This is a genomic window from Bradyrhizobium sp. SZCCHNS3016 (assembly GCF_032484535.1).
Lineage (GTDB): Bacteria > Pseudomonadota > Alphaproteobacteria > Rhizobiales > Xanthobacteraceae > Bradyrhizobium.
In genome coordinates this window covers 259,167-280,657 of record NZ_JAUETE010000010.1, presented here as the reverse complement: position 1 = coordinate 280,657, position 21,491 = coordinate 259,167, and the positions used below count along the sequence as shown (strand labels likewise).

General features: G+C 65.9%; 20 protein-coding genes. 7 read left to right on the top strand and 13 right to left on the bottom strand.

Annotated elements, in window-relative coordinates; genetic code table 11:
* Nucleotides 1-47 precede the first annotated feature (47 nt).
* On the bottom strand, nucleotides 48-272 hold the full coding sequence (locus QW881_RS20580) for a hypothetical protein (protein ID WP_315753995.1): 225 nt from the start codon (nucleotides 270-272) through the stop codon (nucleotides 48-50).
* On the opposite strand from QW881_RS20580, the gene QW881_RS20575 reads away from it, so the two are divergent.
* Nucleotides 175-1,917 (top strand): type I secretion system permease/ATPase, encoded by a 1,743-nt coding sequence (locus QW881_RS20575; RefSeq protein WP_315753617.1) that lies wholly within the window; start codon nucleotides 175-177, stop codon nucleotides 1,915-1,917. The two genes, QW881_RS20580 and QW881_RS20575, sit on opposite strands and share 98 nt — an antisense overlap.
* Nucleotides 1,914-3,254, top strand: a complete 1,341-nt coding sequence (locus QW881_RS20570) for an HlyD family type I secretion periplasmic adaptor subunit (protein ID WP_315753615.1) — start codon at nucleotides 1,914-1,916, stop codon at nucleotides 3,252-3,254. The genes QW881_RS20575 and QW881_RS20570 overlap by 4 nt, the downstream gene beginning before the upstream one ends.
* A gap of 195 nt (nucleotides 3,255-3,449) precedes the next feature.
* Here the strand turns inward: QW881_RS20570 and QW881_RS20565 are convergent, their stop codons facing one another.
* From QW881_RS20565 to QW881_RS20555, 3 genes are all read right to left on the bottom strand, one after another.
* On the bottom strand, nucleotides 3,450-3,932 hold the full coding sequence (locus QW881_RS20565; protein ID WP_315753613.1) for a CinA family protein: 483 nt from the start codon (nucleotides 3,930-3,932) through the stop codon (nucleotides 3,450-3,452).
* Between the two features lie 109 nt (nucleotides 3,933-4,041).
* Nucleotides 4,042-5,352: an MFS transporter gene (locus QW881_RS20560; protein WP_315753611.1), complete on the bottom strand. Its 1,311-nt coding sequence runs from the start codon at nucleotides 5,350-5,352 to the stop codon at nucleotides 4,042-4,044.
* 120 nt (nucleotides 5,353-5,472) lie between these two features.
* Nucleotides 5,473-6,393, bottom strand: a complete 921-nt coding sequence (locus tag QW881_RS20555; protein ID WP_315753609.1) for a transcriptional regulator GcvA — start codon at nucleotides 6,391-6,393, stop codon at nucleotides 5,473-5,475.
* A gap of 113 nt (nucleotides 6,394-6,506) precedes the next feature.
* On the opposite strand from QW881_RS20555, the gene QW881_RS20550 reads away from it, so the two are divergent.
* Nucleotides 6,507-6,710, top strand: a complete 204-nt coding sequence (locus QW881_RS20550) for a DUF1127 domain-containing protein (protein ID WP_315753607.1) — start codon at nucleotides 6,507-6,509, stop codon at nucleotides 6,708-6,710.
* Between the two features lie 78 nt (nucleotides 6,711-6,788).
* A complete protein-coding gene (locus tag QW881_RS20545; RefSeq protein ID WP_315753605.1) occupies nucleotides 6,789-7,403 on the top strand; it encodes a GNAT family N-acetyltransferase in 615 nt (204 codons plus the stop codon).
* A gap of 158 nt (nucleotides 7,404-7,561) precedes the next feature.
* On the opposite strand, the gene QW881_RS20540 is transcribed toward QW881_RS20545, so the two are convergent.
* Both QW881_RS20540 and QW881_RS20535 read right to left on the bottom strand, forming a co-directional pair.
* A complete protein-coding gene (locus tag QW881_RS20540) occupies nucleotides 7,562-8,263 on the bottom strand; it encodes an SDR family NAD(P)-dependent oxidoreductase (protein ID WP_315753603.1) in 702 nt (233 codons plus the stop codon).
* A 95-nt stretch (nucleotides 8,264-8,358) separates the two neighbouring features.
* Nucleotides 8,359-9,378, bottom strand: a complete 1,020-nt coding sequence (locus QW881_RS20535) for a glutathione S-transferase family protein (protein ID WP_315753601.1) — start codon at nucleotides 9,376-9,378, stop codon at nucleotides 8,359-8,361.
* A 110-nt stretch (nucleotides 9,379-9,488) separates the two neighbouring features.
* Here QW881_RS20535 and QW881_RS20530 point away from each other — a divergent pair, with 110 nt between their 5' ends.
* Together QW881_RS20530 and QW881_RS20525 are read left to right on the top strand one after the other, a co-directional pair.
* On the top strand, nucleotides 9,489-11,273 hold the full coding sequence (locus QW881_RS20530) for an acyl-CoA dehydrogenase family protein (RefSeq protein WP_315753599.1): 1,785 nt from the start codon (nucleotides 9,489-9,491) through the stop codon (nucleotides 11,271-11,273).
* Nucleotides 11,274-11,314: 41 nt separating this feature from the next.
* Nucleotides 11,315-12,403 carry a Zn-dependent alcohol dehydrogenase gene (locus QW881_RS20525; RefSeq protein WP_315753597.1) on the top strand — a complete coding sequence of 363 codons (1,089 nt, stop codon included), beginning with the start codon at nucleotides 11,315-11,317 and terminating at the stop codon, nucleotides 12,401-12,403.
* Between the two features lie 188 nt (nucleotides 12,404-12,591).
* Here the strand turns inward: QW881_RS20525 and QW881_RS20520 are convergent, their stop codons facing one another.
* The 3 genes from QW881_RS20520 to mbfA form a co-directional block, all read right to left on the bottom strand.
* Nucleotides 12,592-14,061, bottom strand: a complete 1,470-nt coding sequence (locus tag QW881_RS20520) for an amidase (protein ID WP_315753595.1) — start codon at nucleotides 14,059-14,061, stop codon at nucleotides 12,592-12,594.
* An 83-nt stretch (nucleotides 14,062-14,144) separates the two neighbouring features.
* The gene (locus tag QW881_RS20515) at nucleotides 14,145-14,675 is read right to left on the bottom strand and encodes a cytochrome b (RefSeq protein WP_315753593.1); all 531 of its coding nucleotides are present in this window, start codon (nucleotides 14,673-14,675) and stop codon (nucleotides 14,145-14,147) included.
* Between the two features lie 78 nt (nucleotides 14,676-14,753).
* Nucleotides 14,754-15,725, bottom strand: a complete 972-nt coding sequence (mbfA, locus tag QW881_RS20510) for an iron exporter MbfA (protein WP_315713729.1) — start codon at nucleotides 15,723-15,725, stop codon at nucleotides 14,754-14,756.
* 201 nt (nucleotides 15,726-15,926) lie between these two features.
* Here mbfA and QW881_RS20505 point away from each other — a divergent pair, with 201 nt between their 5' ends.
* Entirely contained in the window at nucleotides 15,927-16,649 is a 723-nt protein-coding gene (locus QW881_RS20505) for a hypothetical protein (protein ID WP_315753591.1), read from the top strand.
* A gap of 72 nt (nucleotides 16,650-16,721) precedes the next feature.
* On the opposite strand, the gene QW881_RS20500 is transcribed toward QW881_RS20505, so the two are convergent.
* The 4 genes from QW881_RS20500 to QW881_RS20485 all read right to left on the bottom strand — a co-directional run bounded on the left by QW881_RS20500 (nucleotide 16,722) and on the right by QW881_RS20485 (nucleotide 21,398).
* Nucleotides 16,722-17,099 (bottom strand): hypothetical protein, encoded by a 378-nt coding sequence (locus tag QW881_RS20500; protein WP_315753589.1) that lies wholly within the window; start codon nucleotides 17,097-17,099, stop codon nucleotides 16,722-16,724.
* A 95-nt stretch (nucleotides 17,100-17,194) separates the two neighbouring features.
* Nucleotides 17,195-18,265 carry an alpha/beta hydrolase gene (locus QW881_RS20495; protein WP_315753962.1) on the bottom strand — a complete coding sequence of 357 codons (1,071 nt, stop codon included), beginning with the start codon at nucleotides 18,263-18,265 and terminating at the stop codon, nucleotides 17,195-17,197.
* Between the two features lie 252 nt (nucleotides 18,266-18,517).
* Nucleotides 18,518-20,056, bottom strand: coding sequence for an acyl-CoA synthetase (locus QW881_RS20490; protein ID WP_315753587.1), 1,539 nt, complete (start codon nucleotides 20,054-20,056; stop codon nucleotides 18,518-18,520).
* A gap of 169 nt (nucleotides 20,057-20,225) precedes the next feature.
* Nucleotides 20,226-21,398: an acetyl-CoA C-acetyltransferase gene (locus QW881_RS20485; protein ID WP_315753585.1), complete on the bottom strand. Its 1,173-nt coding sequence runs from the start codon at nucleotides 21,396-21,398 to the stop codon at nucleotides 20,226-20,228.
* Nucleotides 21,399-21,491: the final 93 nt, after the last annotated feature.

Genomic DNA, 21,491 nt, shown 5'->3' with positions numbered 1-21,491 from the left:
TGAACGTTTGCACTGCGCCACGCGACATACCCAAGCACATAGCTAATTTACGCTAAAGTGAGCATCGTTGGACGCTCACCGCAGGAATCAGTATATTTCGCCTTGTTTGCCGCCAGTTTGTGCTTTTGATCGGCGGTCATGCAGCTCATTTGATCAATTGAAGAGATGGTGGTGATGGCGGCCGCACCGCACGTGAGGCAATCCGAGCTCAGCGATGCCTTGCGCGGTTGCCGCAGCGCCTTCATCGGCGTTGGGGCGATGAGCTGCATCATCAACCTGCTCTACCTCACCGGCTCGATCTTCATGCTCGAGGTCTACGACCGGGTGCTGCCCAGCCGGTCCGTGCCGACCCTGATCGGCCTGATCATCATCGCCGCCGGGCTTTACGCCGCCCAGGGCGCGCTCGACATGATCCGTAGCCGTATTCTCGGCCGCATCGGCACCGCCCTGGATGAGAGCCTGAACGCGCGGGTGTTCGACACCGTGGTGCGGTTGCCGCTGGCGGCCGGCGGTCGCAACGAAGGGCTGCAGCCGTTGCGCGACCTCGACAACATCAGGAGCTTTCTCGGCAGCCAGGGGCCGGGCGCGTTCTTCGATCTGCCGTGGCTGCCGCTGTATCTGGCAATCTGCTTCGCCTTTCACGTGATGCTCGGCGTCACCGCGCTGGCCGGCGCCATCATCCTCGTCACCCTGACGCTGATCACCGAATTCCTCACCCGCACTCCCGCCAAGGAGGCGATGGGGCTCGCCGCCCGCCGCAATGATCTCGCCACCGCAAGCCGGCGCAACGCGGAGGTGCTGGTCGCGATGGGCATGACCGGGCGCATGCTGTCTCGCTGGAGCGAGACCAACGAGAAGTATCTCGCCGGCAACCAGCGCGCCAGCGACGTCGCCGGCGGCCTCGGCGCCATCGCCAAGGTGCTGCGCATGATGCTGCAGTCCGCGGTGCTCGCGGTCGGCGCCTATCTCGTGATCCATCAGGAGGCGACCGCGGGCATCATCATCGCCGGCTCGATCCTGAGCGCGCGGGCGCTGGCGCCGGTCGATCTCGCGATCGCGCATTGGAAGAGCTTCGTTGCCGCGCGCCAGAGCTGGCGCCGTCTCAGCCATCTGTTGCAGACGATGCCGCAGCGACCGGCGCCGACCCTGCTGCAGCCGCCGGTCGGAAAGCTCTCGGTCGAGGCCATCTCGATCGTCGCGCCGGGGGACCAGAAGGCGATCGTGCAGGACGTGAGCTTCGCGCTGTCCGCCGGCAATGGCCTTGGCATCATCGGCCCGAGCGCGTCGGGCAAGTCGTCGCTGGTCCGCGCGCTGGTCGGCGTCTGGCGTCCGGTGCGCGGCCATGTCCGGCTCGACGGCGCGGCGCTCGACCAATGGTCGACGGACGAGCTCGGCCGACACATCGGCTATCTGCCGCAGGATGTCGAGCTGTTCGGCGGCACCGTGGCGCAGAACATCTGCCGCTTCGATCCGAAAGCCGCCGCCGACGGCATCATCGCCGCCGCCAAGGAGGCCGGCGTGCACGACATGATCATCAAGATGCGCGACGGCTACGATACAGAGATCGGCGAGCAGGGCGCCGCGCTGTCGGCGGGGCAGGCGCAGCGCGTGGCGTTGGCGCGCGCGCTCTATGGCAACCCGTTCCTGATCGTGCTCGACGAGCCCAACTCCAATCTCGACACCGAAGGCGACGAGGCGTTGTCGCGCGCGGTGCGCTCGGCGCGGGCGCGCGGCGCGATCGTGGTCATCGTCGCACACCGGCCGATCGGCATCGAGGCGGTCGATCAGGTCCTGGTGATGAAGGACGGCCGCGCGCAGGCCTTCGGTCCGAAGGAGACGGTGCTGGCGCAGGTGCTTCAGCCGCGCCCGCCGGCACCGATCAAGATCGTCTCGGAGGCCGGAGTGACGAAGTCATGAGCAGTCAGGTCGTCGCTGGTCCTCTTCCGAGGGCGCGCAAGCCGGAGAGCGTGCGCGAGTCGATCCGGCGCCACCTGCTGGTCGGCATGGGCGTCGTCGTTGCAGTCGCCGGCGGGCTCGGCGGCTGGGCCGCGACGCAGCAGATCTCCGGCGCGTTGATCGCGCCGGGCCAGATCGTGGTCGAATCCAATGTCAAGAAGGTGCAGCATCCGACCGGCGGCGTGGTCGGCGAGCTCCGGGCGCGTGACGGCGACGTCGTCAAGTCCGGCGACATCGTGGTGCGGCTCGACGACACCGTGACCAAGGCGAGTCTCGCCATCGTCACCAAGAATCTCGATGCGTTGCAGGCGCGCGCCGCCAGGCTCGAGGCGGAGCAGCGTGGCTGGGCCAAGATCCTGTTTCCGCCGCAGTTGCTGCAGCGCATGAGCGATCCCGAGGTCAAGAGCCTGACGGCGAGCGAGACCAAGCTGTTCGAGGTCCGCGTCAACGGCCGCATCGGCCAGAAGGCGCAGCTGCGCGAGCGCGTCACTCAGCTGAACGAGGAGATCGAGGGCCTCTCGGCGCAGGTCAGCGCCAAGGACCAGGAGATCGCGCTGGTCCAGAAGGAGCTCGACGGCGTGCGCCAGCTCTATGAGCAGCATCTGGTGCAGCTGTCGCGCCTGACCACCTTGGAGCGCGACGCCGCCCGCCTCAACGGCGAGCGCGCGCAATTCATCGCCGCGCGCGCCCAGGCCAAGGGCAAGATCAGCGAGACCGAGCTGCAGATCATCCAGGTCGACAAGGACATGGTCAGCGAGGTGTCCAAGGATCTGCGCGAGACCACCGACAAGATCGGCGAGTTCGTCGAGCGCAAGGTCACCGCCGAGGACCAGCTTCGCCGCGTCGACATCCGCGCGCCGCAGGACGGCATGGTGCTGCAGTCGAGCGTCCACACCGTCGGCGGCGTTATCACCGCCGGCGACACCATCATGCTGATCGTGCCGCAGAGCGACGACCTCCAGGTCGAGGCCAAGGTCAATCCGCAGGACATCGACAAGCTGCAGGTCGGCCAGAAGACGCTGCTGCGGCTCTCCGCCTTTAACCAGCGCACCACGCCCGAATTGAACGGCGTCGTCAGCCGCGTCTCGCCCGACGTCACCACCGACCAGCGCACCGGCCAGAGCTATTACACCATCCGCGTCTCGATGCCGCCGGAGGAGATCGCCCGGCTCGGCGACGTCAAGCTGATTCCGGGCATGCCGGTCGAAGCCTTCGTCCAGACCGGCGACCGCACCGTGATCTCCTACCTGATGAAGCCGCTGCACGACCAGCTGATGCGTGCGTTCCGGGAGAAGTGAGGCAAGGCGATCACGCCGCTGTTTCGAGACCATTGGCGCTGCCCCAAACTCAGTGTCATCCCCGCGAACGCGGGGATCCATAACCACCGGCGGACATTGGCTTGCCCGAAGGCTCAACGTGTGGCCTGCCTCAAGCGAGATCACGCGGTATGGGTCCCGGGTCGGCGCCCGGGCTTGCCCGGGACGACACCGGGGCTACTCGTCGAGCTTCTGCAAGAGCAGCTCCAGCGCGCTCTGCGCGAACAGCTGCATGTTGGCAAAGCGGTCGCTGCGGCCGCTCTCCAGGGTGACCACAGCGGTCGCGGGGCCGGCCACCGCGAAACAGGCATGGCCAGCCGCGTCGCCATAGCGGTTACCGGTCGGGCCGGCCGCGCCGGTCTCCGACAAGCCCCAATCGGTCGCAAAGCGTGTCCTGATCTGCCGCGCCAGCAGCTCCGCATAAGGCTCCGACGCCGAGCGGATGCCCTTCATCGCCTCGTCCGGAATGTCCATCAGCACGCGGCGGGCGTCGCGCGTATAGACCACGGCGCCGCCGAGGAAATAGGCGGAGGCGCCGGGCACCGCGAGCAGCGCCGCCGCGATCAGGCCGCCGGCGGAGGACTCCGCAACGGCAATGGTCTGCTTGTTGGCGATCAGCCGCGCCGCGACCTTCTCGGCGACAGCGATGAGGTGCTGCATGGCGGTCATCCTTCGGCAGCGTCGACACCCGCTGCCGCCGGCTGCTGTTCATCCCCATCATCATGCGCCGAAAGCGCGCGCCAAGGAAGGGCGCTGCCCCTCGCAGCGATCACGCAATGACCGGCTCGCGCGCCGCGACGGCCTGGCGGCCGCCGCGATAGACGGTCATCGCTGCGGTGATACCGAGCACGGCGGCGCACATCAGCCAGTAGCCGGGCGAGGCCTTGTCGCCGGTCTTGTTGATGAGCCAGGTCGAGACCGCCGGCGTCGCGGTGCCGAACAGGCCGGCCGCCAGCGCAAAGGCGATCGAGAAGCAGGTGGTGCGGACATGCGCAGGCACGATCTCGACCAGGCAGCCCAGCATGGTGCCGCTGTAGACGCCGAAATAGAACGAGAACAGCATTTCGACCGCGAGCAGCTTGCCGAAGCTCGGCGCCGCCGCGAGCCAGTGCAAGGCGGGATAGGCGGTCAGCAACGCCAGAGCCGCGATGGTCACCAGCACCGGCTTGCGTCCGATCCGATCCGACACCGCGCCGCCGACCGGATTCCATAAGAAGTTGGTCACGGCGACCAGCAAAGTGACGAGCAGTGAATCCGACGCCGACAGCTTCAGCTGCTTGCCGAAGCCGGGACCGTAGACGGTGATGAAGTAGAACGTCGTCGTGGTCAGCACCGCGATCATCATGCCGAGGATCACGATGCGCCAGTTCTCCAGCGCCGAGGCGAATACTTCGCGCGCGGTCGGGTGCTTCTTCATCGCGAGGAAGGCCGGCGTCTCCTCCAGCGTGCGGCGCAGGAAGAAGATCAGCGGAATGATCAGGCAGCCGATGAAGAACGGGATGCGCCAGCCCCAGGCCGCCACCATGTCCGCCGGCATGGCCTGGTTGAGCACATAGCCGATGACCGACGCGACGAAGATCGCGACCTGCTGGCTGGACGACTGGAACGAGGTGTAGAGGCCGCGATTGCCGGGCGTGGAGATCTCGGACAGATAGACCGACACGCCGCCGAGTTCGACGCCGGCCGAGAAGCCCTGCAACAGCCGCCCGAGCAGCACGATGATCGGGGCCGCGATGCCGATCGTCGCATAGGTCGGGCAGAACGCGATGACAACGGTGCCGACCGCCATGATGCCGAGCGTCACGATCAGGCCCTGGCGCCGGCCGATCTTGTCGACATAGGCGCCGAGCACGATGGCGCCGACCGGTCGCATCAGGGCGCCGAGCCAGAACACGCCATACGCATTGAGCAGAGATGCAGTCTCGTTCTCTGATGGGAAGAACGCCTTGGCGATGATCGGCGCGTAGAAGCCGAACAGGAAGAAGTCGAACTGCTCGAGGAAATTGCCGCTGGTGGCGCGCAGGATCGCGCCGATGCGCGAATGGATCGTAGCCGGCTGCGGGATTGACGTTGAGGGCACGCGGGGAAACTCCTACCGTCGAGAGGCTCGTGCGGAGGATTTCTACGCCGGCCGAGGGGAAAGGTGCGACAATCTGCCACGCCCAGCCCTGGCGGCCAATAGCCTTGCGCTCAAGGCGCCCTAGGCCTGAACAGAATTGGCGGTGGCCGACTTCTGCTGCATTGCACCCTTCAGCCATTGCCGGAACGCCTTCAGCTTCGGCGGATCGGTCCGGCCCTCCGGCGTCACCAGATAGAACCCGGCATCGCTCGGCAGCGTCATCTTGAACGGCACCACCAGCCGGCCCTTGGCGATGTCGTCCTGGACGTAGGCCGTACGCCCGATCGCGACGCCGAGCCCGTCGATCGCGGCCTGAACGGTCATCAGCGACAGGTCGAAGCTCAGCCGACCCTGCCTCGACATCTCCACCGGCAGACCCGCCGCGGTCAGCCATAGCCGCCAGTCGTCGTCATAGCCGCCGCTGACCTGCAGCAGCGTGTGATGTGCGAGGTCCTCCGGACAGCGTAGTGGCTTGTCGCCCTGCAGCAGCGCCGGACTGCACACCGGAAACAGCTCGTCGGCCATCAGCCACTCCGCCCGCACGCCCGGCCAATGGCCACGGCCATAGCGGATCGCGGCGTCGACGTCGTCCTTGCGAAAATCGACCAGGCCGGTCGAGGTCGTGATCCGCACGTCGATGCCGGGATGGGCCTCCTGAAAGGCCGTCAGCCGCGGCAGCAGCCATTTGGCGGCCAGCGAGGCGATGGTGGAGACCGTCAGCACCTTGGCGTTGTCCTTGCGCACCAGCCGCTCGGTCGCCAGCCGGAGATCGTCGAACGCCGCCCGCACCAGCGGGAGATAGTCGCGGGCCTGCGGCGTCAGCGCCAAGCTACGGTTCTGGCGGACGAAAAGGCGCAGCCCGAGCTCATCCTCCAGGCGCTTGATCTGATGGCTGATCGCGGTCTGCGTCACGTTCAGCTCGGAGGCCGCGCGGGTGAAGCTCAGATGCCGCGCCGCGGCCTCGAACGCCCGCAATCCATTCAGCGACGGCAGCCGGGTCACTCAGGGTCTCCCGTTTGCATGACGTTATATCATCCGAAGCGGTAGTAAATGTCGTTTGTAGATGAAAGGCAAGCCTCCGATAGTGCAGGCTCAGTGCAATACAGGAGGCTTTCATGTCTTTCTACGTCTCCTCGTCAATGACGAAACATCATACTCCCGGCTTCTGGTCGGGGGTGGCCGAGCTGCTCGCCGCCTGGCGCTTCCGCTACCGCACACGGCACGAGCTGGCGCAATGGTCGGAGCGCGACCTGCACGACCTCGGCCTGTCCCGTAGCGATATCGCCGCCGAGATCGACAAGCCGTTCTGGCGGGGTTGAGCCCCTCACTCGTCCCGCCGCGCCGGCGCCGCTCCGCAAAGGAGGGCGCCGGCAATTTGATCTCCGCCGGAGTCCGTCATGCCGACGTCCGCCGTTGCCGATTTCGCCGTCGCGTCCAACGCCATTCTCACCCGGCGTGGCGAGGAGGTGCGGCTGCGCTTCGTGACATCGGCTGATGCCGAGGCGCTGCAGACCTATGTGCGCTCCTTGAGCCCGCGCTCGCGTCACAAGCGTTTCCTCGGCGCGCTGAGCGAACTGCCTCCGGCTGTGCTCGACGATTTCGTCGCGCTCGGCCGCAACGACCGTTACAGCCTGATCGGCGTGATGGATCACGACGGCGTCGAGAGCATTGTGGCCGAGGCGCGCTACGCGCTCGACCGCGATACCGGCCGCGTCGAGTTCGGCCTGTCGGTGCAGGACCGCTGGCAGGGCCACGGCATCGGCCCGGCGCTGATCGCGAATCTCGAGCGCCGTGCGGTTGCGCTCGGCGGCGTCACGCTGTCGGGTGACGCGCTGCGTACCAACGACGTGATGATTGCGCTCGCCAGGAAGTCCGGCTTCGATCTTCGCCAGTATCCCGATGACTGGACCTTGGTGCGGTTCGAGAAGGAGCTGAGGCACCGGTCTACGGAATCGCCAAGCGGCGGCCTGAGAGTAGTGGACCGTGAGCCGCGCATCATAGCACATTCATGATATGACGTCTGTCATGCCACGCGCAGGCGGGGTATCCCATACGCTGCGGTCTGTCCACGTTCCTCTCCGCGAGTTGCGCGTACTGGATCGCCCGGTCAAGCCGGGCGAAGACAGTCATTCTGAGGCGAGCATCGGCAATCGAATGACTACGCCGCGCCTCAAAACATCTCCACCCACGGCCTGAGCTCGATCTCCCAGCTCCAGGCGCTGCGCGGCTGCTGCAGCACGCTCCAATAGCTGGCAGCGATGGCGTCCGGGTCGAGCATCGAGTCCGGGCGCTCGGCGGGCTCCTGCCTTGCCGCACTCCTGATCCCGCCGTCGATGACGAAATGCGCGACGTGGATGCCCTGCGGCGACAGTTCGCGCGCCATGCTCTGGGCGAGGCCACGCAGCGCGAACTTGCCCATCGCGAACGGCGCCGACTGGGCGTAGCCCTTCACGCTGGCGGAGGCGCCGGTGAACAGGATCGCGCCGTGCTTGTTCGGCAGCATGCGCTGCGCCGCCTGCTGCGCCACCAGGAAGCCGCCGAAGGCACTGACGGCAATCGACTCCTGCACGTCGGCCGGCACGAGATCGGTGAGCGCTCCGCGCGCCCGCGCGCTGGCATTGTAGACCACGAGATCAGGCGCGCCGATCTCGCGCTCGACGATGCCGAACAGCCGCTCGACCTCCTCCGGATTGGTCGCATCGCAGGGGTAGGCGCGGCCGCCGGTCTCGTTGCAGAGCGCGCCGAGCTTCTCGATCTTGCGCGCGGCCAGCGCCACGCGGATCTTCTCGCGCGCGAACAGCCGCGCCAGCGAGGCCGAGAGCCCTTCGCCGGCACCGACGATGAGGGCGATCTTGTAGGCTGGGATGTCCATGGGCAGGTCCTTGGGCCAAAGCGTCCGCAGCAATCAAGCTAATGCACCGGCGGCCGACTTCCTACGGCTCGTCCCCACATTTTTGCCGCGCGCCCTCAGGTGGGGCGCGGCTGCAATCCGGCGAGGCAACCAATCTCCTCCAGCACGACGTCGAGTCGGCTGCGATCGTGCAGGAACGCGTATTTGCCGCGGAGCATGGCCAACGAGCGCGCATGATATTTCTGCGGCTTCTGCGTCCACGTGAAGTCACCCAGCTGCACGCTGAAGACGTCGCGCTGTTCCGCCAGTGCCTGCTCGTTGGCGAGCGTCCACGGCATGAACAGCGCGCCGACCTGGCGGGTCAGGATCGGCATCAAGGTCAGTGACAGTTCCGGCCACAGCTCGAACTCGCCTTCGGCGCGCGGCCATAGCATGCGGTGGATCCAGGCCAGCACATGCGGCGCGCGGCCTTCGATCAGGGCGCCGGCGGTCGGATCGGTCCACAGCTCGTAGAGCTGGCCCCACAGTCCGAAATCGCCGTAGGCCGGACGGTGGCCGAACAGATACGGCCTGACCGAGAGATGCCGTTCGAGCAGGTCGAGCATCTCGGCAAAGCCCTGCTCGATCTGCGGCGCGTTGATCTCGTTCGAGCCGACATACCAGAGCCGCTCGACCATGCGGGCGCGGACTTTATCCGCCACTTTGCCGCACTCGGCCTCGTCCGCCCTGGGGGCGCGGATGCGGGCGATGCGTCCGGCCGAGGCGCGTTGGTCGATATCGCGGGCCCAGCGATAATGGAACATCCACTTGTTGCCCCACTCGTCGCCGAACTCCTCGATCAAGGCCGAGATGAAGCTCGTCAGCGCGTCGCCGGGATGAATCGTGGGTTGCGGAAAGTCGAGCTCCAGCGCGTCGATGATCGGCGTCGAATCCTGCATCGGCACCTCGTCGGGGGCGACCACCAGCGGAATGATCGGCAGCTTGGCGTGCCGCGCGAACTCCGCCTCGCTTTCCGCATTGCGCAATATCCATTGATGCGGAATGCCCTTGTAACGCAGATACGATCGCACCTTGACCGAATAGGGCGACATCTCCGCCCCGAAGATGCGATAAACCTCCGTCGGCTGATTGGTCATGGATCTGCTCCCGGTTCGGCGCACGCCGCTGCTTGTTGTGTATCCCATCAGGCGCAACCTGTCGAAGAGTCCATCAGAGACTTGCGGAAACGAACGAGGGCTTAACGATCATGCATCAGTTCCTGAAACGCGATGACGTGATGACCGGCGGCGCGAGGCCGGAGTTGCTGGCGCCCGATACCACGGGGCTGAACTTCTATCGCGCCGATCCGGCGCTCACCGATCTCCTGCGCATCCATCTGCCCGAGGCGCTGTTTCGGCACCTCGTGCCGCATCTCGACCGTCTCGGCGAGCTCGCCGGCTCCTATCTCGACGAATGCGCCCGCCTGGCTAACCGTCATGGCCCCGTGCTGCACCAGCGCGACCGCTTCGGCCGCGACGTGCAATGGATCGAGTATCATCCCGCGTATCGCGAGCTGGAGCGCGCCGCCTTTGGCGAGTTCGGCATTCATGCGATGTCGATCCGCAAGGGCATTCTCGGCTGGCCGAGCAAATATCCCGTCGCGGCAAAGCACGCCTTCACCTTCCTGTTCAACCAGGCGGAGTTCGGTCTGGGCTGTCCGATCAATGTCACCGATGGCTGCGCCAAGCTGCTGGCGAGCTTCGGCAGCGACGGGCTCAAGGCCAAGTACCTCGATGGCCTGACGCAGACCGACATGAGAAAGCTGACCCAGGGTGGCCAGTTCATGACCGAGAAGGAGGGCGGCTCCGATGTCGGCACTTTGACGACGGTCGCCGTCCCGGAGGGCGACCATTGGCGCCTGCATGGCGAGAAATGGTTCTGCTCCAATGCCGATGCGAAAGTGGTGATGCTGCTGGCGCGGCCGCAAGGTGCCGAAGCGGGAACGCGCGGCGTCGGCCTGTTCTTGATGCCGCGCTTCCTCGATGACGGCAGCCAGAACCACTATCGGATCGTGCGCCTCAAGGACAAGCTCGGCACCCGCTCGATGGCCTCGGGCGAGATCAAGCTGGAGGGCGCGATCGCCTATGCGGTCGGGCGGCTCGATCGCGGCTTCGTGCAGATGGCCGAGATGGTCAACTCGTCGCGTCTCTCCAACGGCGTCAAGTCGACGGCGCTGATGCGGCGGGCCTGGCACGATGCGATCACGGTGGCGCGCAACCGCGTGGTGTTCGGAAAACGCATCGTCGACCTGCCGCTCGGGCGGCGGCAACTGCTGAAGATCCTGCTCGCGACCGAGCAGGCGCTGTCGCTGAGCTTCCTCACCGCCGACGCGCTCGACCGTGCCGAGGCCGGCAGCCAGGAGGCCGCGGCGCTGCTGCGCATCCTGACGCCGACATTGAAATTCCGTGCCACGCGCGACGCGCGCAAGGTCTGCGGCGATGCGTTGGAGATGCGCGGCGGGATCGGCTATGTCGAGGAGTTCGTCACCGCGCGGCTGCTGCGCGACGCCCATCTCGGCTCGATCTGGGAGGGCACCGGCAACATCGTCGCGCTCGATGCGCTGAAGCGCGCCGTGGGCCGGCACGGTGCGGAGGCCGCGCTGGCAGCCGACCTGCATGCGCGGCTCGACGACAGCGCCGCCGTGCCGCAGGCCTGGCGGGATCAGTTGCATCGACTCGTGGGTCGTGCCGTGGGCTTTGCGCGCGAGGTCGCGGGACGCGCCGACAATGAGTCCGAAGCGCGCCGCGCCACCAGCCTGCTGTATCACGTGGCGAGCGCCGTCTCGACGACCTGGGAAAGCGCGCGCATCCACGCGATGCGCGGCGACGCGCGCAGGCTGTTGCTGGCGAAGCTCATCGTCGCGCACCGGCTGACGCCGTCCGATCCGTTCCGGCTTGCGGAAAATAGGGTGGATGATGCGATCGCGACACTGCTGCTCGGCGAACGTACCGCTGACATGGAGGAGGTTGGCGAACTGCTATCAGCGGCGTAGGCTTGCCGCGACCAACAACAAACAAGATCGGGAGAACGCCAATGAAAGCCGCCGTGCTGATGGAGGTCAACAAGCCGCTGGTGATCGAGGACATCAGTGTGCCCAAGCCGGGGCCGCGGGAAGTGCTCATCCGCACGGCGGTGGCCGGTCTCTGCCATTCCGACCTGCATTTCATCGAAGGCCTGTATCCGCATCCGCTGCCCGCCGTGCTCGGCCATGAATCGGCTGGGATCGTCGAGCAGGTCGGCGCCGACGTGACCTACGTGAAGCCGGGCGATCACGTCGTCACGTGCTTGTCCGTGTTCTGCGGCACCTGCGACAACTGCACGACGGGCCGCCCGGTGTTGTGCACCGATACGACGGTGAAGATGCCGCCCGGCGCCTCCAACCGGCTGTCATGGGGCCGAAGCGAGAAGCTGCACCAGTTCCTCAACCTCTCGTCCTTTGCCGAGCAGATGCTGGTGCACGAGAATGCGATCGTGAAGATCCGCCCGGACATGCCGCTCGACCTCGCGGCGCTGATCGGCTGCGGCGTCATCACCGGCTATGGCGCCGTCGTCAACACGGCGCGGGTGCAGGCCGGCGAGACGGTGGCCGTGATCGGCTGCGGCGGCGTCGGCATGGCTGCGATCAACGGCGCCGAGATCGCGGGCGCGGGCCGCATCATCGCCATCGACACCAATCCGGCCAAGCTGCAGCTTGCGACGAAACTGGGCGCGACCGACATCATCAATCCCACTGAGGGCGACGTCGTGGCGCAGGTGCGCGAGCTCACCAAGGGCGGCGTGCATCACGCCTTCGAGGTGCTCGGGCGCAAGGAGACCGCCGAGCAGGCCTTCGCGATGCTGGCGCCCGGCGGCACCGCGACCATCGTCGGCATGATCCCGTTCGGCCAGAAGATCGAGCTGCACGGCTTCGACTTCCTGCGCGAGCGCCGCATCCAGGGCTCGTCGATGGGCTCCAACCACTTCCGCGTCGACATGCCCCGCCTCATCGAGTTCTACCTGCGCGGCAAGCTGCACCTGGAGGACTGGATCTCCGCCAAGCTGAAGCTGTCCGAGATCAACGAGGGCTTTGCCAACATGAAAGCCGGCAAGACGCTGCGCAGCGTGATCATCTTCGATGCGTGAGGTGGGTGGTCGGGTGTGAGGCAGGTGATGAGGTTCGGCGGGTCTGCCTATTAGTTACCCGTCATGCCCGGGCTTGACCCGGGCATCCATCCTCTCTGGAAGATGGATGGCCGGGTCAAGCCCGGCCATGACGATGTAGGACGACGGCGGAATTTGGCGAGGCGTTGTTGAAGAAGCCCGATCGCGAACTAGTCCGCAAACAGCGGCGGCGGAACGAAGCCGCCGAACTCGCGCTCGATCAGCTCGGCGAGCTTGAGCGGCGTGCGGTCCTCGAAGAACGGGCCGACGATCTGCACCCCGACCGGCAGGCCGTCGGCAAGCCCAAGCGGAATCGCGGTGGCGGGCAGTCCGGGCAAGGTGGCGATGCCCGGCCAGGCGAGCTGATCGGTGTAGCAGTGCTCGACGCCGTCGATGCTGATGCGGCGCTGCTCCTGGTCGGGCGAATGGTCGTGCGGATAGGCCGGCGTCGGCATGATCGGGCAAATCACGGCATCGAAGTGCTCGAACAGCGTTCGCCATTGCGCGCGCAGCCGCGCCCGCGCCCCGCCGGCCTGCACCCAGTCGCGATGGCTGAGCGCGATGCCGCGCAGCCGCTCGGCCGCGAGGCTCGCAGCCTCCTTCGGCAATTGCGCGGCCGCGTGGCTGGCGCCGGCGTGGACCTCCGCCGGCATGGTGGCGCCGATGAAGCCGAGCAGCATGCGCATGTAGAGCCGGCTCGATGCGGCGAAGTCCGGCAGCAGCGGGCTCTCCGTCGTGACGCTGACGCCGGCCCGTGCGAGGTCGGCCGCCAGCCGCTCGATCGCGCCGCGCACGGCGCTGTTGGTCGGCAGCAGCGGATCGCTCGCGACCACCAGCACGCGGAAATCCTGCAGGCGACCGTGGCGCGGCGGCGGCAGGTCGAGGCGAAACGCCTTGCCGGCTTCGAGCGGGTCGGGGCCTGCGATCACATCGAGCAGCAGCGACAGATCAGCGGCCGAGCGGGCCATCGGGCCGACGACGGCGAGGTCCGCCTCGCCCGGCAGCGGCTGAAACGGCGGTGGCGTGTGGCCGCGCGAGGCCGCGAGGCCGTAGGTCGGCTTGTGCGCGGTGACGCCGCAATGAAACGCGGGGACCCGGAGCGAGCCGCCAATATCGGAGCCGAGCGACAGCGAGCCGTAGCCGGCCGCCAGTGCCGCGGCCGATCCGCCGGACGAACCGCCTGGCGTGCGGCCGAGATCGTAGGGATTGTTGGTGGTGCCGTAGATGTCGTTGTAGCTCTGCCAGTCGCCGAGCCCGAGCGGCACGTTGGTCTTGCCGAGCACGATGCCGCCGGCATCCTTCACGCGCTTCACCGTCAGCGCATCCTCGGCCGCGATGAAATCCCTATGCTGCGGAAAACCCCAGGTCGTCGGCAGGCCGGCGACGTTGTACGATTCCTTCACCGTGAGCGGAAGGCCGAGCAGGGGCCGCCGTTCGCCGCGTGCCAGCGCCGCGTCGGCGACGTCAGCGGCAGCGAGCGCGCGCTCGAAATCGCGCACGCAGACGGCGTTGATCTCGGAGTCATGACGTTCGATGCGGTCGATGGCGAGCTTGGTCAGCTCCACCGACGAGGTCTGACGATCTGCCAATGCCTTCGCCGTGTCGACGGCGGTTGCGAACGTCCATTGCGGTGCGGCCAAGGTCGATCCTCCCGGTGCGATGTTTGCCGGGAGTCTTATCCGATGCGGATGGCGATCGCTTGACCAAAATTGCGGACTATCCTCTAGCCCGGCAGCATCCGCTGCATGACGCGGTCGCGATAGATGGAGACGTGCGCGATCGCGGCGGCGACGTGAACGACGATCAGGATCAGCAGCAGCCATTCGGAGGCCTGGTGCAGCCCGTCGATGGCGCGGTTACCGGCAGGGTTGCGCGCGGCCAGCATGGGCACCGGAAGCAGGAAGAAGAACGACACGCTCCAGCCGCGGAAGGAGGCGAACAGCCAGCCGGTGATGGTGCTCGCCAGCACCATCACATAGAGCATCCAGTGCACGACCTCCGAACTCAGCCGCTGCCAGGGCGGCAGTGACCGTTCCGGTGCGACGGGGTGGGTGAGCCGCCAGAAGAAGCGCACCAGGATCAGCGCGAGGATGGTGAGACCGAACGAGATGTGCAGGATCATCGGCGCGCCGGGGGGGGTGTTCGCGTGCAGGTCCGGCATCAGCCAGCCGATCGGATACTGGATGGCGAGCAGCGCCACCGCCAGCCAGTGCAGAATCTTCGCGGGCGTGCCGTAATGCAAGCGTGGCGTCATGACGAGTTTTCCGTTGTGATCGGTCTGGCGCCATCAGCCTCGCGGCTGGACGTTTCGCAAGACGCCGGGGTGCGGATGCTAGGCCGCTCCTATGAGAATTCCGACGCCGAGCACGATGATGCCGCCGAGCACGATCTGGAACACCGCCTGCAGGAACGGCGTGTCCATGTAGCGCGCGCGGATGTAGGCGATCGCCCACAGCTCGAAGAACACGACGAGACTGGCGATCGCGGTCGCAATCCAGAACGCGTTGGTCCAGGAGTCCGGGACGAGATAGGGCATCGTGTGCCCCAATCCGCCGAGCGTCGTCATCGCGCCGCACACGGCGCCGCGCAGCCACGGCGAGCCGCGGCCCGTCAGCGAGCCGTCATCGGACAGCGCCTCGGCAAAGCCCATGCTGATGCCGGCACCGATCGAGGCGGCGAGACCGACCAGGAAGGTCTGGAAGTTCTGATGTGTGGCGAAGGCGGCGGCGAACAGCGGCGCCAGCGTCGAGACCGAGCCGTCCATCAGGCCGGCGAGACCGGGCTGGACATATTGCAGCACGAACACGCGCCGCCGCGTCTCGTCCTCCTTGTGCCGGACGTCCGGGCTGAGGATCTTGTCGGTCAGTTTCGCCGCGACCTTCTCGTGGCCCTTCTCGGCCTCGGCGAGATCGCCGAGCAGCCGGCGCACGCCGACGTCCTTGGCCTGCTCGGCGGCCTTGGCGTAGAAGCGCTCGGCCTCGAACTCCATCGTGCCGACCTCGCGGCGGATGGCGTCGAGCGACAGGTTCTTGGTCAGCCAGATCGGCCGGCGCTGCATGAAGCCCTTGACGTTCTCGCGCCGGATCGGCGGCAGGTTCTTGCCGAAGCGCTCCTCATAGAGCTCGAGCAGCATGTGGCGGTGGCCCTTCTCCTCCTCGGCCATCTGCTCGAACAGCTTGGCCGAATCCGGATAGCGTTCCGCCAGATCCTCCGCGAAGCTCATATAGATGCGGCCGTCTTCCTCTTCGGCCGAGATCGCGATTGCCAGGATCTCGCGCTCGGTGAGGTCGGCGAAGTTCTTCATTCCAAGGTCCCCGGATCTTTCGCTCTCAACATTCGAGTGTTTAGAACGTTTCTAAAGTCTATATGGATTTGCTGCACTGCGGTCAAACTCCGGCCGCTGATTGGTCGCCAAACCCTTTCGTGACGTCGCATTCAAGCTCCAGTCATGGAACTGCGAGGATAGTCCGTCGTCGCGTTCCGCTCAGCCACCTAAGGAGTTCCAATGGACAGCGTCAAATATCGGCTCAACGATCCAGGGTTGGCGCCGCGCCGCACCCGGATGGACATCCCGGGCTGGGCGGGCGAACGCCAGCCACGCGCGAATGGCTCGCATGAGCAGGTCTGGCATTGCGTACCATTCTCGGAAGGTGCGCAATATGGCATCGAGCTGTTTTATCCCTACGACTTCGAGCTGCAGGTCACCACGCGCGACGGCAAGCTGGAGCTGTCCGGCGACTGGGGCGAGCCGCCGAGCCCGAGCCTGCAATGGCCGCCATTCCGCAATTTCGGCGATGCCTTCTACACCTACCAGATCCTGCTCGATCTCAAGGTGCCCAACGGCTTTGCGATCCGGACCGAGCCGCATCCGCGATTCTATACCGACCGCACAGATACCTGCCCGATCGCCGTGCCGGCGCTGGTGCGCAGTTTCTGGCCGATGCTGTTCTTCTGCGTGTTCAAGGCGCCTGCCGAGGGCCGGACCCACATCTTCCGCCCCGGCGAGCCGTTCGCGCAGGTGATCGTGATTCCCGAGGAGGCGAACTTCACCGTCGAGCCGATGAGCCCCGACGAGGCGGCGGAACGCGAGCTGCAGTCACGCCGGATCCATGCCAGCCGGCCGGTCCTCGCCAAGGACACCGAATGGGTGTCGAGCACCGATACGGTGTTCGACGGCACCTACCGCCACCTGCATCGCGCCGCGAAGGAGAAGGCGCGCAAATCGTGAGGACGCCCTGCTGACATGAAAGAGGCGCCGACCTCGCGGCCGGCGCCCCGTCAAACCATCATCGCGATGCGATCAGTAGCGATCGTAGTACCAGTGATGGTGATGATGATGGTGATGGTGGTGATACCAGCGCCGCGGCGGCACCACGTAGACGCGCGGACCATAGCCGTAGCCATAGCCATAGCCGCGCCAGTAGCCATGGTGGTGATGGTGATGATGATGGTGGTGATGGTACCATTGCGCGAGCTGAACCTTCGGCTCGGCCGTCGGCGGTCCCTGCTCGTCGAGTGCTTGAAGCACCTTGGCGGCGTTCGGAATCGGCTCGAGCAGGTCGGCGTAGGAATTGGCCTTCAGGACATTGGTCGGGGCGGGCGCCGCCGACGCCTGCGCCGTGCCGAGCGCGCCGACAGCGGCGACCGCGCCCAACAAGCCTGCGATCTTCTTATCCATAAATCATCTCCTGATGCGCATCGCCCGGATGCAGAAACGTCAACCCCGAATGTTCGTTCCTCGATTCGCCTGATAGTTCGAAACGGCGTCCGAAATCAGGCTGTCAGTCTGTTCAGGAACGTTAACAGGAGCTCATTGACTCGTTCATGTTGCTCCTGCTGCACCCAATGACCGGCGCGATCGATCAGCTCGCACAGCATCATGTTGGTGCACACTCGGGATTGCATCGCCTCAAACACGCCGGGCCGTTGGTAGATGCCCCAGTCTTGCAGGCCGGAGATGAATGCAGACGGAACGTCGATGGTGAGATCCGACCACGTCTGCAATTCAGCGTCGAACAGGCCGGACGTGCCGCAGCGGTACCACTGCAGTCCGCCCTGGAAGCCGTTTCGTTCATATTCGGCGGTGTAGACGGCGAGCTCATGGTCCGGCAGCCAGCGACTCGCCGCGATCGCCGCCGCATCTGGCATCTCCTCGGCGACGGTCCCGGCCATGGTCTTGCCGAGGTCCATCACGTAGTAGGTCGGCAGCTTCGCGAGCTCGGTCGCGCTCCAGGCCTGCAGAGGGTAAGGGGCGTTGCCCGCCCAGTCCGCGCTCTTGTGATGGTAATAGGCGCGCAGGAAGTCATGCAGTCCCTGCGGCGCCCGATGCATGTCCGTATTGGCCTGCCGCGTCGCGTAGTACCATTGATAGTGCTTGCGCGGCCGCGGCAGCGCGGCCAGTTCGCGATGCACGGGATCCTCCTGCGGCGCGAGGGGATGACCGGCGATGTCGAACGGTGCTGCCGGTGGCCCCGGGAACGGTGCGCTCATCATCACGACCGATCGAAAGACATCGGGGCGGATCACCGCGCACCACGCCGCGACGGGGCTGCCGAAGTCGTGGCCGATGACAGACGCGACATGGCGATGGCCGAATGCATAGACCACGCCGAGCGCATCCCGCACCAGATTGGTGAATCGAAACGGCGCGAGATCACCGTCATAGTCGGCGCTCCACCCCGTGGTGCGGCCATAGCCGCGCTGGTCTGGCGCCAGCACGTGATATCCGGCGGCGGCCAGCGCCGGCATCACCTTGCGCCAGCTATAGGCCAGCTCGGGAAAGCCGTGTAGCAGCAGCACACAGGGGCGGCCGGGCGTTTCGAAGCCGGCTTCCAGCACGTGCATGCGCAGGCCGTTGATGCCGTCGACGAAGCGCGAGCGGATCGTGGGTGGGAGGGGAAGCGGGGGGAGGGACTGGGACATGGCGTGCACTCTCCTCGCGTCGTCCCGGCCAAGCGAGCGAAGCGAGCGCGAGCCGGGATCCATAACCACAGGCGCTCATGTGGCGCCAAGCTGGAGCTTATACCCTTCGCATCATCGGCTGCGGTGGCTATGGGTCCCGGCGCAAGGCCGGGACGACAGCTACCGTTATTGGAGCTACGCCGCGCCCTTCTTCGGCCAGTAGCGCTCGCGCAGGTGGCGCTTGACCAGCTTGCCGGTCGGCGTGCGCGGCAGTTCCGGCTCGAAGTCGATCGAGCGCGGGCATTTGATCGGTGACAGGTGCTTGCGGCAGAACAGGATCAATTGCTCTTCGAGCGCCTTGCCGGCCCGCGCCATGTCGTGCGGCTGCACCACCGCCTTGACCTCCTCGCCCATCTCCTCGTTGGGAACGCCGAACACCGCGACGTCGGCCACCTCCGGGTGGGTGATGAGGACGTCCTCGGTCTCCTGCGGGTAGATGTTCACGCCGCCGGAGATGATCATGTAGGACTTGCGGTCGGTGAGATAGAGGAAGCCGTCGGCATCGAGATAGCCGACATCGCCGAGGGTCGACCAGCCCTTGTCGTTATAAGCGCGCTTCGTCTTCTCCGGATCGTTGTGATAGGAGAACACAGGTGCGTCGGCAAAGTAGACCGAGCCGATCTCCCCGATGGGCAGCTCCTGGTCGTCCTCGCCGAGGATCTTGATCTTGCCGACGACGGCACGGCCGACGCTGCCGCGGTGCTCCAGCCACTGTTTCGAGGTGCAGACGGTGACGCCGTTGCCTTCGGAGCCGGCATAATATTCAATCAGGATCGGACCCCACCATTCGATCATCCTGGCCTTGACGTCGACCGGGCAGGGCGCTGCGGCGTGGATCGCACCCTTCAAGGTCGAGACGTCGTAGCGCTTGCGGACGTCCTCCGGCAGCTTGAGCATGCGCACGAACATGGTCGGCACAAGCTGCGACTGCGTGACCTTGTATGTCTCGACGAGCTTCAGGAACTCCTCGGCGTCGAAATGCTCCATGATGATCGAGGTGCCGCCGAGCACGGATACCATCATGTTGAAGCGCAGCGGCGCAGCGTGATAGAGCGGTGCCGGCGACAGATAGATGCTGTCGGCGTTCATGCCGCACATGTCGGCGCAGAGCACGCGCAGGAACTGGTTCGGCTGATCGATCGGATTGCCTTCGAAGTCCTTCTTGATGCCCTTCGGCCGTCCCGTCGTGCCCGACGAGTACAGCATGTCATAGCCGGCGACCTGGTCGGCAATCGGCGTCGTCGGCTGGGCACCAGCCTCCTTATCCCAGGAGCGGAAGCCGGGCTCGGGCTCATCGACCATGAAGAACAGCGGGCCGTCCGTGCCGCTCACGAGATCGCGGACCTGCTCGGCGCATTTCGGCGAGGTGATGAAGACCTTGGCGCCGCAATCCTTGATGATGTAGGCGATCTCGTCCTTGGTAAGATAGCGGCTGATCGCGGTATAGTAGAGACCGGAGCGCTGCGCGGCCCAGGCGATCTCCATGAATGCCAGCCGGTTCTCCATCAGGAAGGCGATATGGTCGCCGGCTTTCAGGCCCAGCGCACGAAACAGCTGCGCGCCCTGATTCGAGAGCTCGTCGAGCTCGCGATAGGTGATGGCCTTGCCGCTGCCGGCCATCTGATAGGCGATCTTGTCCGGATGGCTGCGGGCGTGGATGGAGGGGTGGGTCATGAGGGCACACCGCTTGATCAGGATGGCTGTCGTCCTCGCGAAAGCGGGGACCCATAACCACCGAATGAAATTGGGAAGCGAGCTGGAGGTCCAGCTCAGCTCGACCACGAACACGTGGGAGTATGGGTCCCGGCGCAAGGCCGGGACGACACCATTGCTGTAGCGAGGACTACAGCCGCTCCACGATCGTCACGTTCGCCATGCCGCCGCCTTCGCACATCGTCTGCAACCCATAGCGCTTGTTGCGGGCTTTCAGCGCATGCAGCAGCGTCGTCATCAGCTTGGTGCCGGAGCCGCCGAGCGGATGGCCGAGCGCGATCGCGCCGCCATTGACGTTGAGGCGGTTCGGATCGGCGCCGGTGGTCTTCAGCCACGCGGTCGGCACCGAGGCGAAGGCCTCGTTGACCTCGTAAAGATCGATGTCGTCGATCGACATGCCGGCCTTCTGCAGCGCGCGCTGTGTCGCCGGCAACGGCGCCTCCAGCATGATGACGGGATCGCCGCCCATCATGGTCATGTGATGGACGCGGGCCAGCGGCTTGACGCCGAGCGACTTCAGGCCGCGCTCGTTGACGACCATGACGCCGGACGCGCCGTCGCAGATCTGGCTGGCCGTGGCCGCCGTCAGCTTGCCGTTCTCGGCGATCAGCTTGACGTTTCTGATGCCGTCGAGGCTGACGTCGAAGCGGATGCCCTCGTCGATGTGGTGGGTGTCGGTCGAGCCGTCGGCACGGGTGATCTCGAGCGGGATGATCTCGTCCTTGAAGTGGCCTGCTTGCGTGGCGGCAATCGCGCGCTGATGGCTGTTATAGGCGTATTCGTCGAGCTCATCCTTGGAGAGACCGTACTTCTCCGCCATCATTTCCGCGCCGGTGAACTGGCTGAACTGGATGTTCGGATAGCGGCTCTCGATGCCAGGGCTCTTGTAGTGCCCGAAGCCGTTCTTCGCCGGCAGGGTCGATGACAGGCCCATCGGCACCCGTGTCATGGATTCCACGCCGGCGGCGATCACGACATCCATCGCGCCCGACATCACTGCCTGCGCGGCGAAATGCAGCGCCTGCTGCGACGAGCCGCACTGCCGGTCGATCGAGGTGCCGGGCACGCTCTCCGGCAGCTTCGACGCCAGCACCGCATTGCGCGCGATGTTGGTGGACTGCTCGCCGGTCTGCATCACGCAGCCCATGATCACGTCCTCGACCTGGTCCGGCGCGGCGCCGGAGCGCTCGACCAGCGTATCCAGCACCTTCGCGGCGAGATCGGCCGGATGCCAGCCGGCCAGACGGCCACCCTTGCGGCCGCCGGCCGTGCGTGCGGCTGCGACGATGTAGGCTTCCGCCATGACGTGTCCTCCCTAGACTTGGTGTTCGTGATTGCGCGCGATTTAAATGCTCCAATGTCGGTTAGTCAATCGATCAATTAACTCTTGAGATCA

What these genes read in the sequence shown, in the direction of transcription:
- QW881_RS20575 (WP_315753617.1), top strand. Translation starts at nt 175, where the DNA reads ATGGCGGCCGCACCGCACGTGAGGCAATCCGAGCTCAGCGATGCCTTG.
- QW881_RS20580 (WP_315753995.1), bottom strand. Translation starts at nt 272, where the DNA reads ATGATGCAGCTCATCGCCCCAACGCCGATGAAGGCGCTGCGGCAACCG.
- QW881_RS20570 (WP_315753615.1), top strand. Translation starts at nt 1,914, where the DNA reads ATGAGCAGTCAGGTCGTCGCTGGTCCTCTTCCGAGGGCGCGCAAGCCG.
- QW881_RS20565 (WP_315753613.1), bottom strand. Translation starts at nt 3,932, where the DNA reads ATGCAGCACCTCATCGCTGTCGCCGAGAAGGTCGCGGCGCGGCTGATC.
- QW881_RS20550 (WP_315753607.1), top strand. Translation starts at nt 6,507, where the DNA reads ATGTCTTTCTACGTCTCCTCGTCAATGACGAAACATCATACTCCCGGC.
- QW881_RS20545 (WP_315753605.1), top strand. Translation starts at nt 6,789, where the DNA reads ATGCCGACGTCCGCCGTTGCCGATTTCGCCGTCGCGTCCAACGCCATT.
- QW881_RS20540 (WP_315753603.1), bottom strand. Translation starts at nt 8,263, where the DNA reads ATGGACATCCCAGCCTACAAGATCGCCCTCATCGTCGGTGCCGGCGAA.
- QW881_RS20535 (WP_315753601.1), bottom strand. Translation starts at nt 9,378, where the DNA reads ATGACCAATCAGCCGACGGAGGTTTATCGCATCTTCGGGGCGGAGATG.
- QW881_RS20530 (WP_315753599.1), top strand. Translation starts at nt 9,489, where the DNA reads ATGCATCAGTTCCTGAAACGCGATGACGTGATGACCGGCGGCGCGAGG.
- QW881_RS20525 (WP_315753597.1), top strand. Translation starts at nt 11,315, where the DNA reads ATGAAAGCCGCCGTGCTGATGGAGGTCAACAAGCCGCTGGTGATCGAG.
- QW881_RS20515 (WP_315753593.1), bottom strand. Translation starts at nt 14,675, where the DNA reads ATGACGCCACGCTTGCATTACGGCACGCCCGCGAAGATTCTGCACTGG.
- mbfA (WP_315713729.1), bottom strand. Translation starts at nt 15,725, where the DNA reads ATGAAGAACTTCGCCGACCTCACCGAGCGCGAGATCCTGGCAATCGCG.
- QW881_RS20505 (WP_315753591.1), top strand. Translation starts at nt 15,927, where the DNA reads ATGGACAGCGTCAAATATCGGCTCAACGATCCAGGGTTGGCGCCGCGC.
- QW881_RS20500 (WP_315753589.1), bottom strand. Translation starts at nt 17,099, where the DNA reads ATGGATAAGAAGATCGCAGGCTTGTTGGGCGCGGTCGCCGCTGTCGGC.
- QW881_RS20495 (WP_315753962.1), bottom strand. Translation starts at nt 18,265, where the DNA reads ATGCACGTGCTGGAAGCCGGCTTCGAAACGCCCGGCCGCCCCTGTGTG.
- QW881_RS20490 (WP_315753587.1), bottom strand. Translation starts at nt 20,056, where the DNA reads ATGACCCACCCCTCCATCCACGCCCGCAGCCATCCGGACAAGATCGCC.
- QW881_RS20485 (WP_315753585.1), bottom strand. Translation starts at nt 21,398, where the DNA reads ATGGCGGAAGCCTACATCGTCGCAGCCGCACGCACGGCCGGCGGCCGC.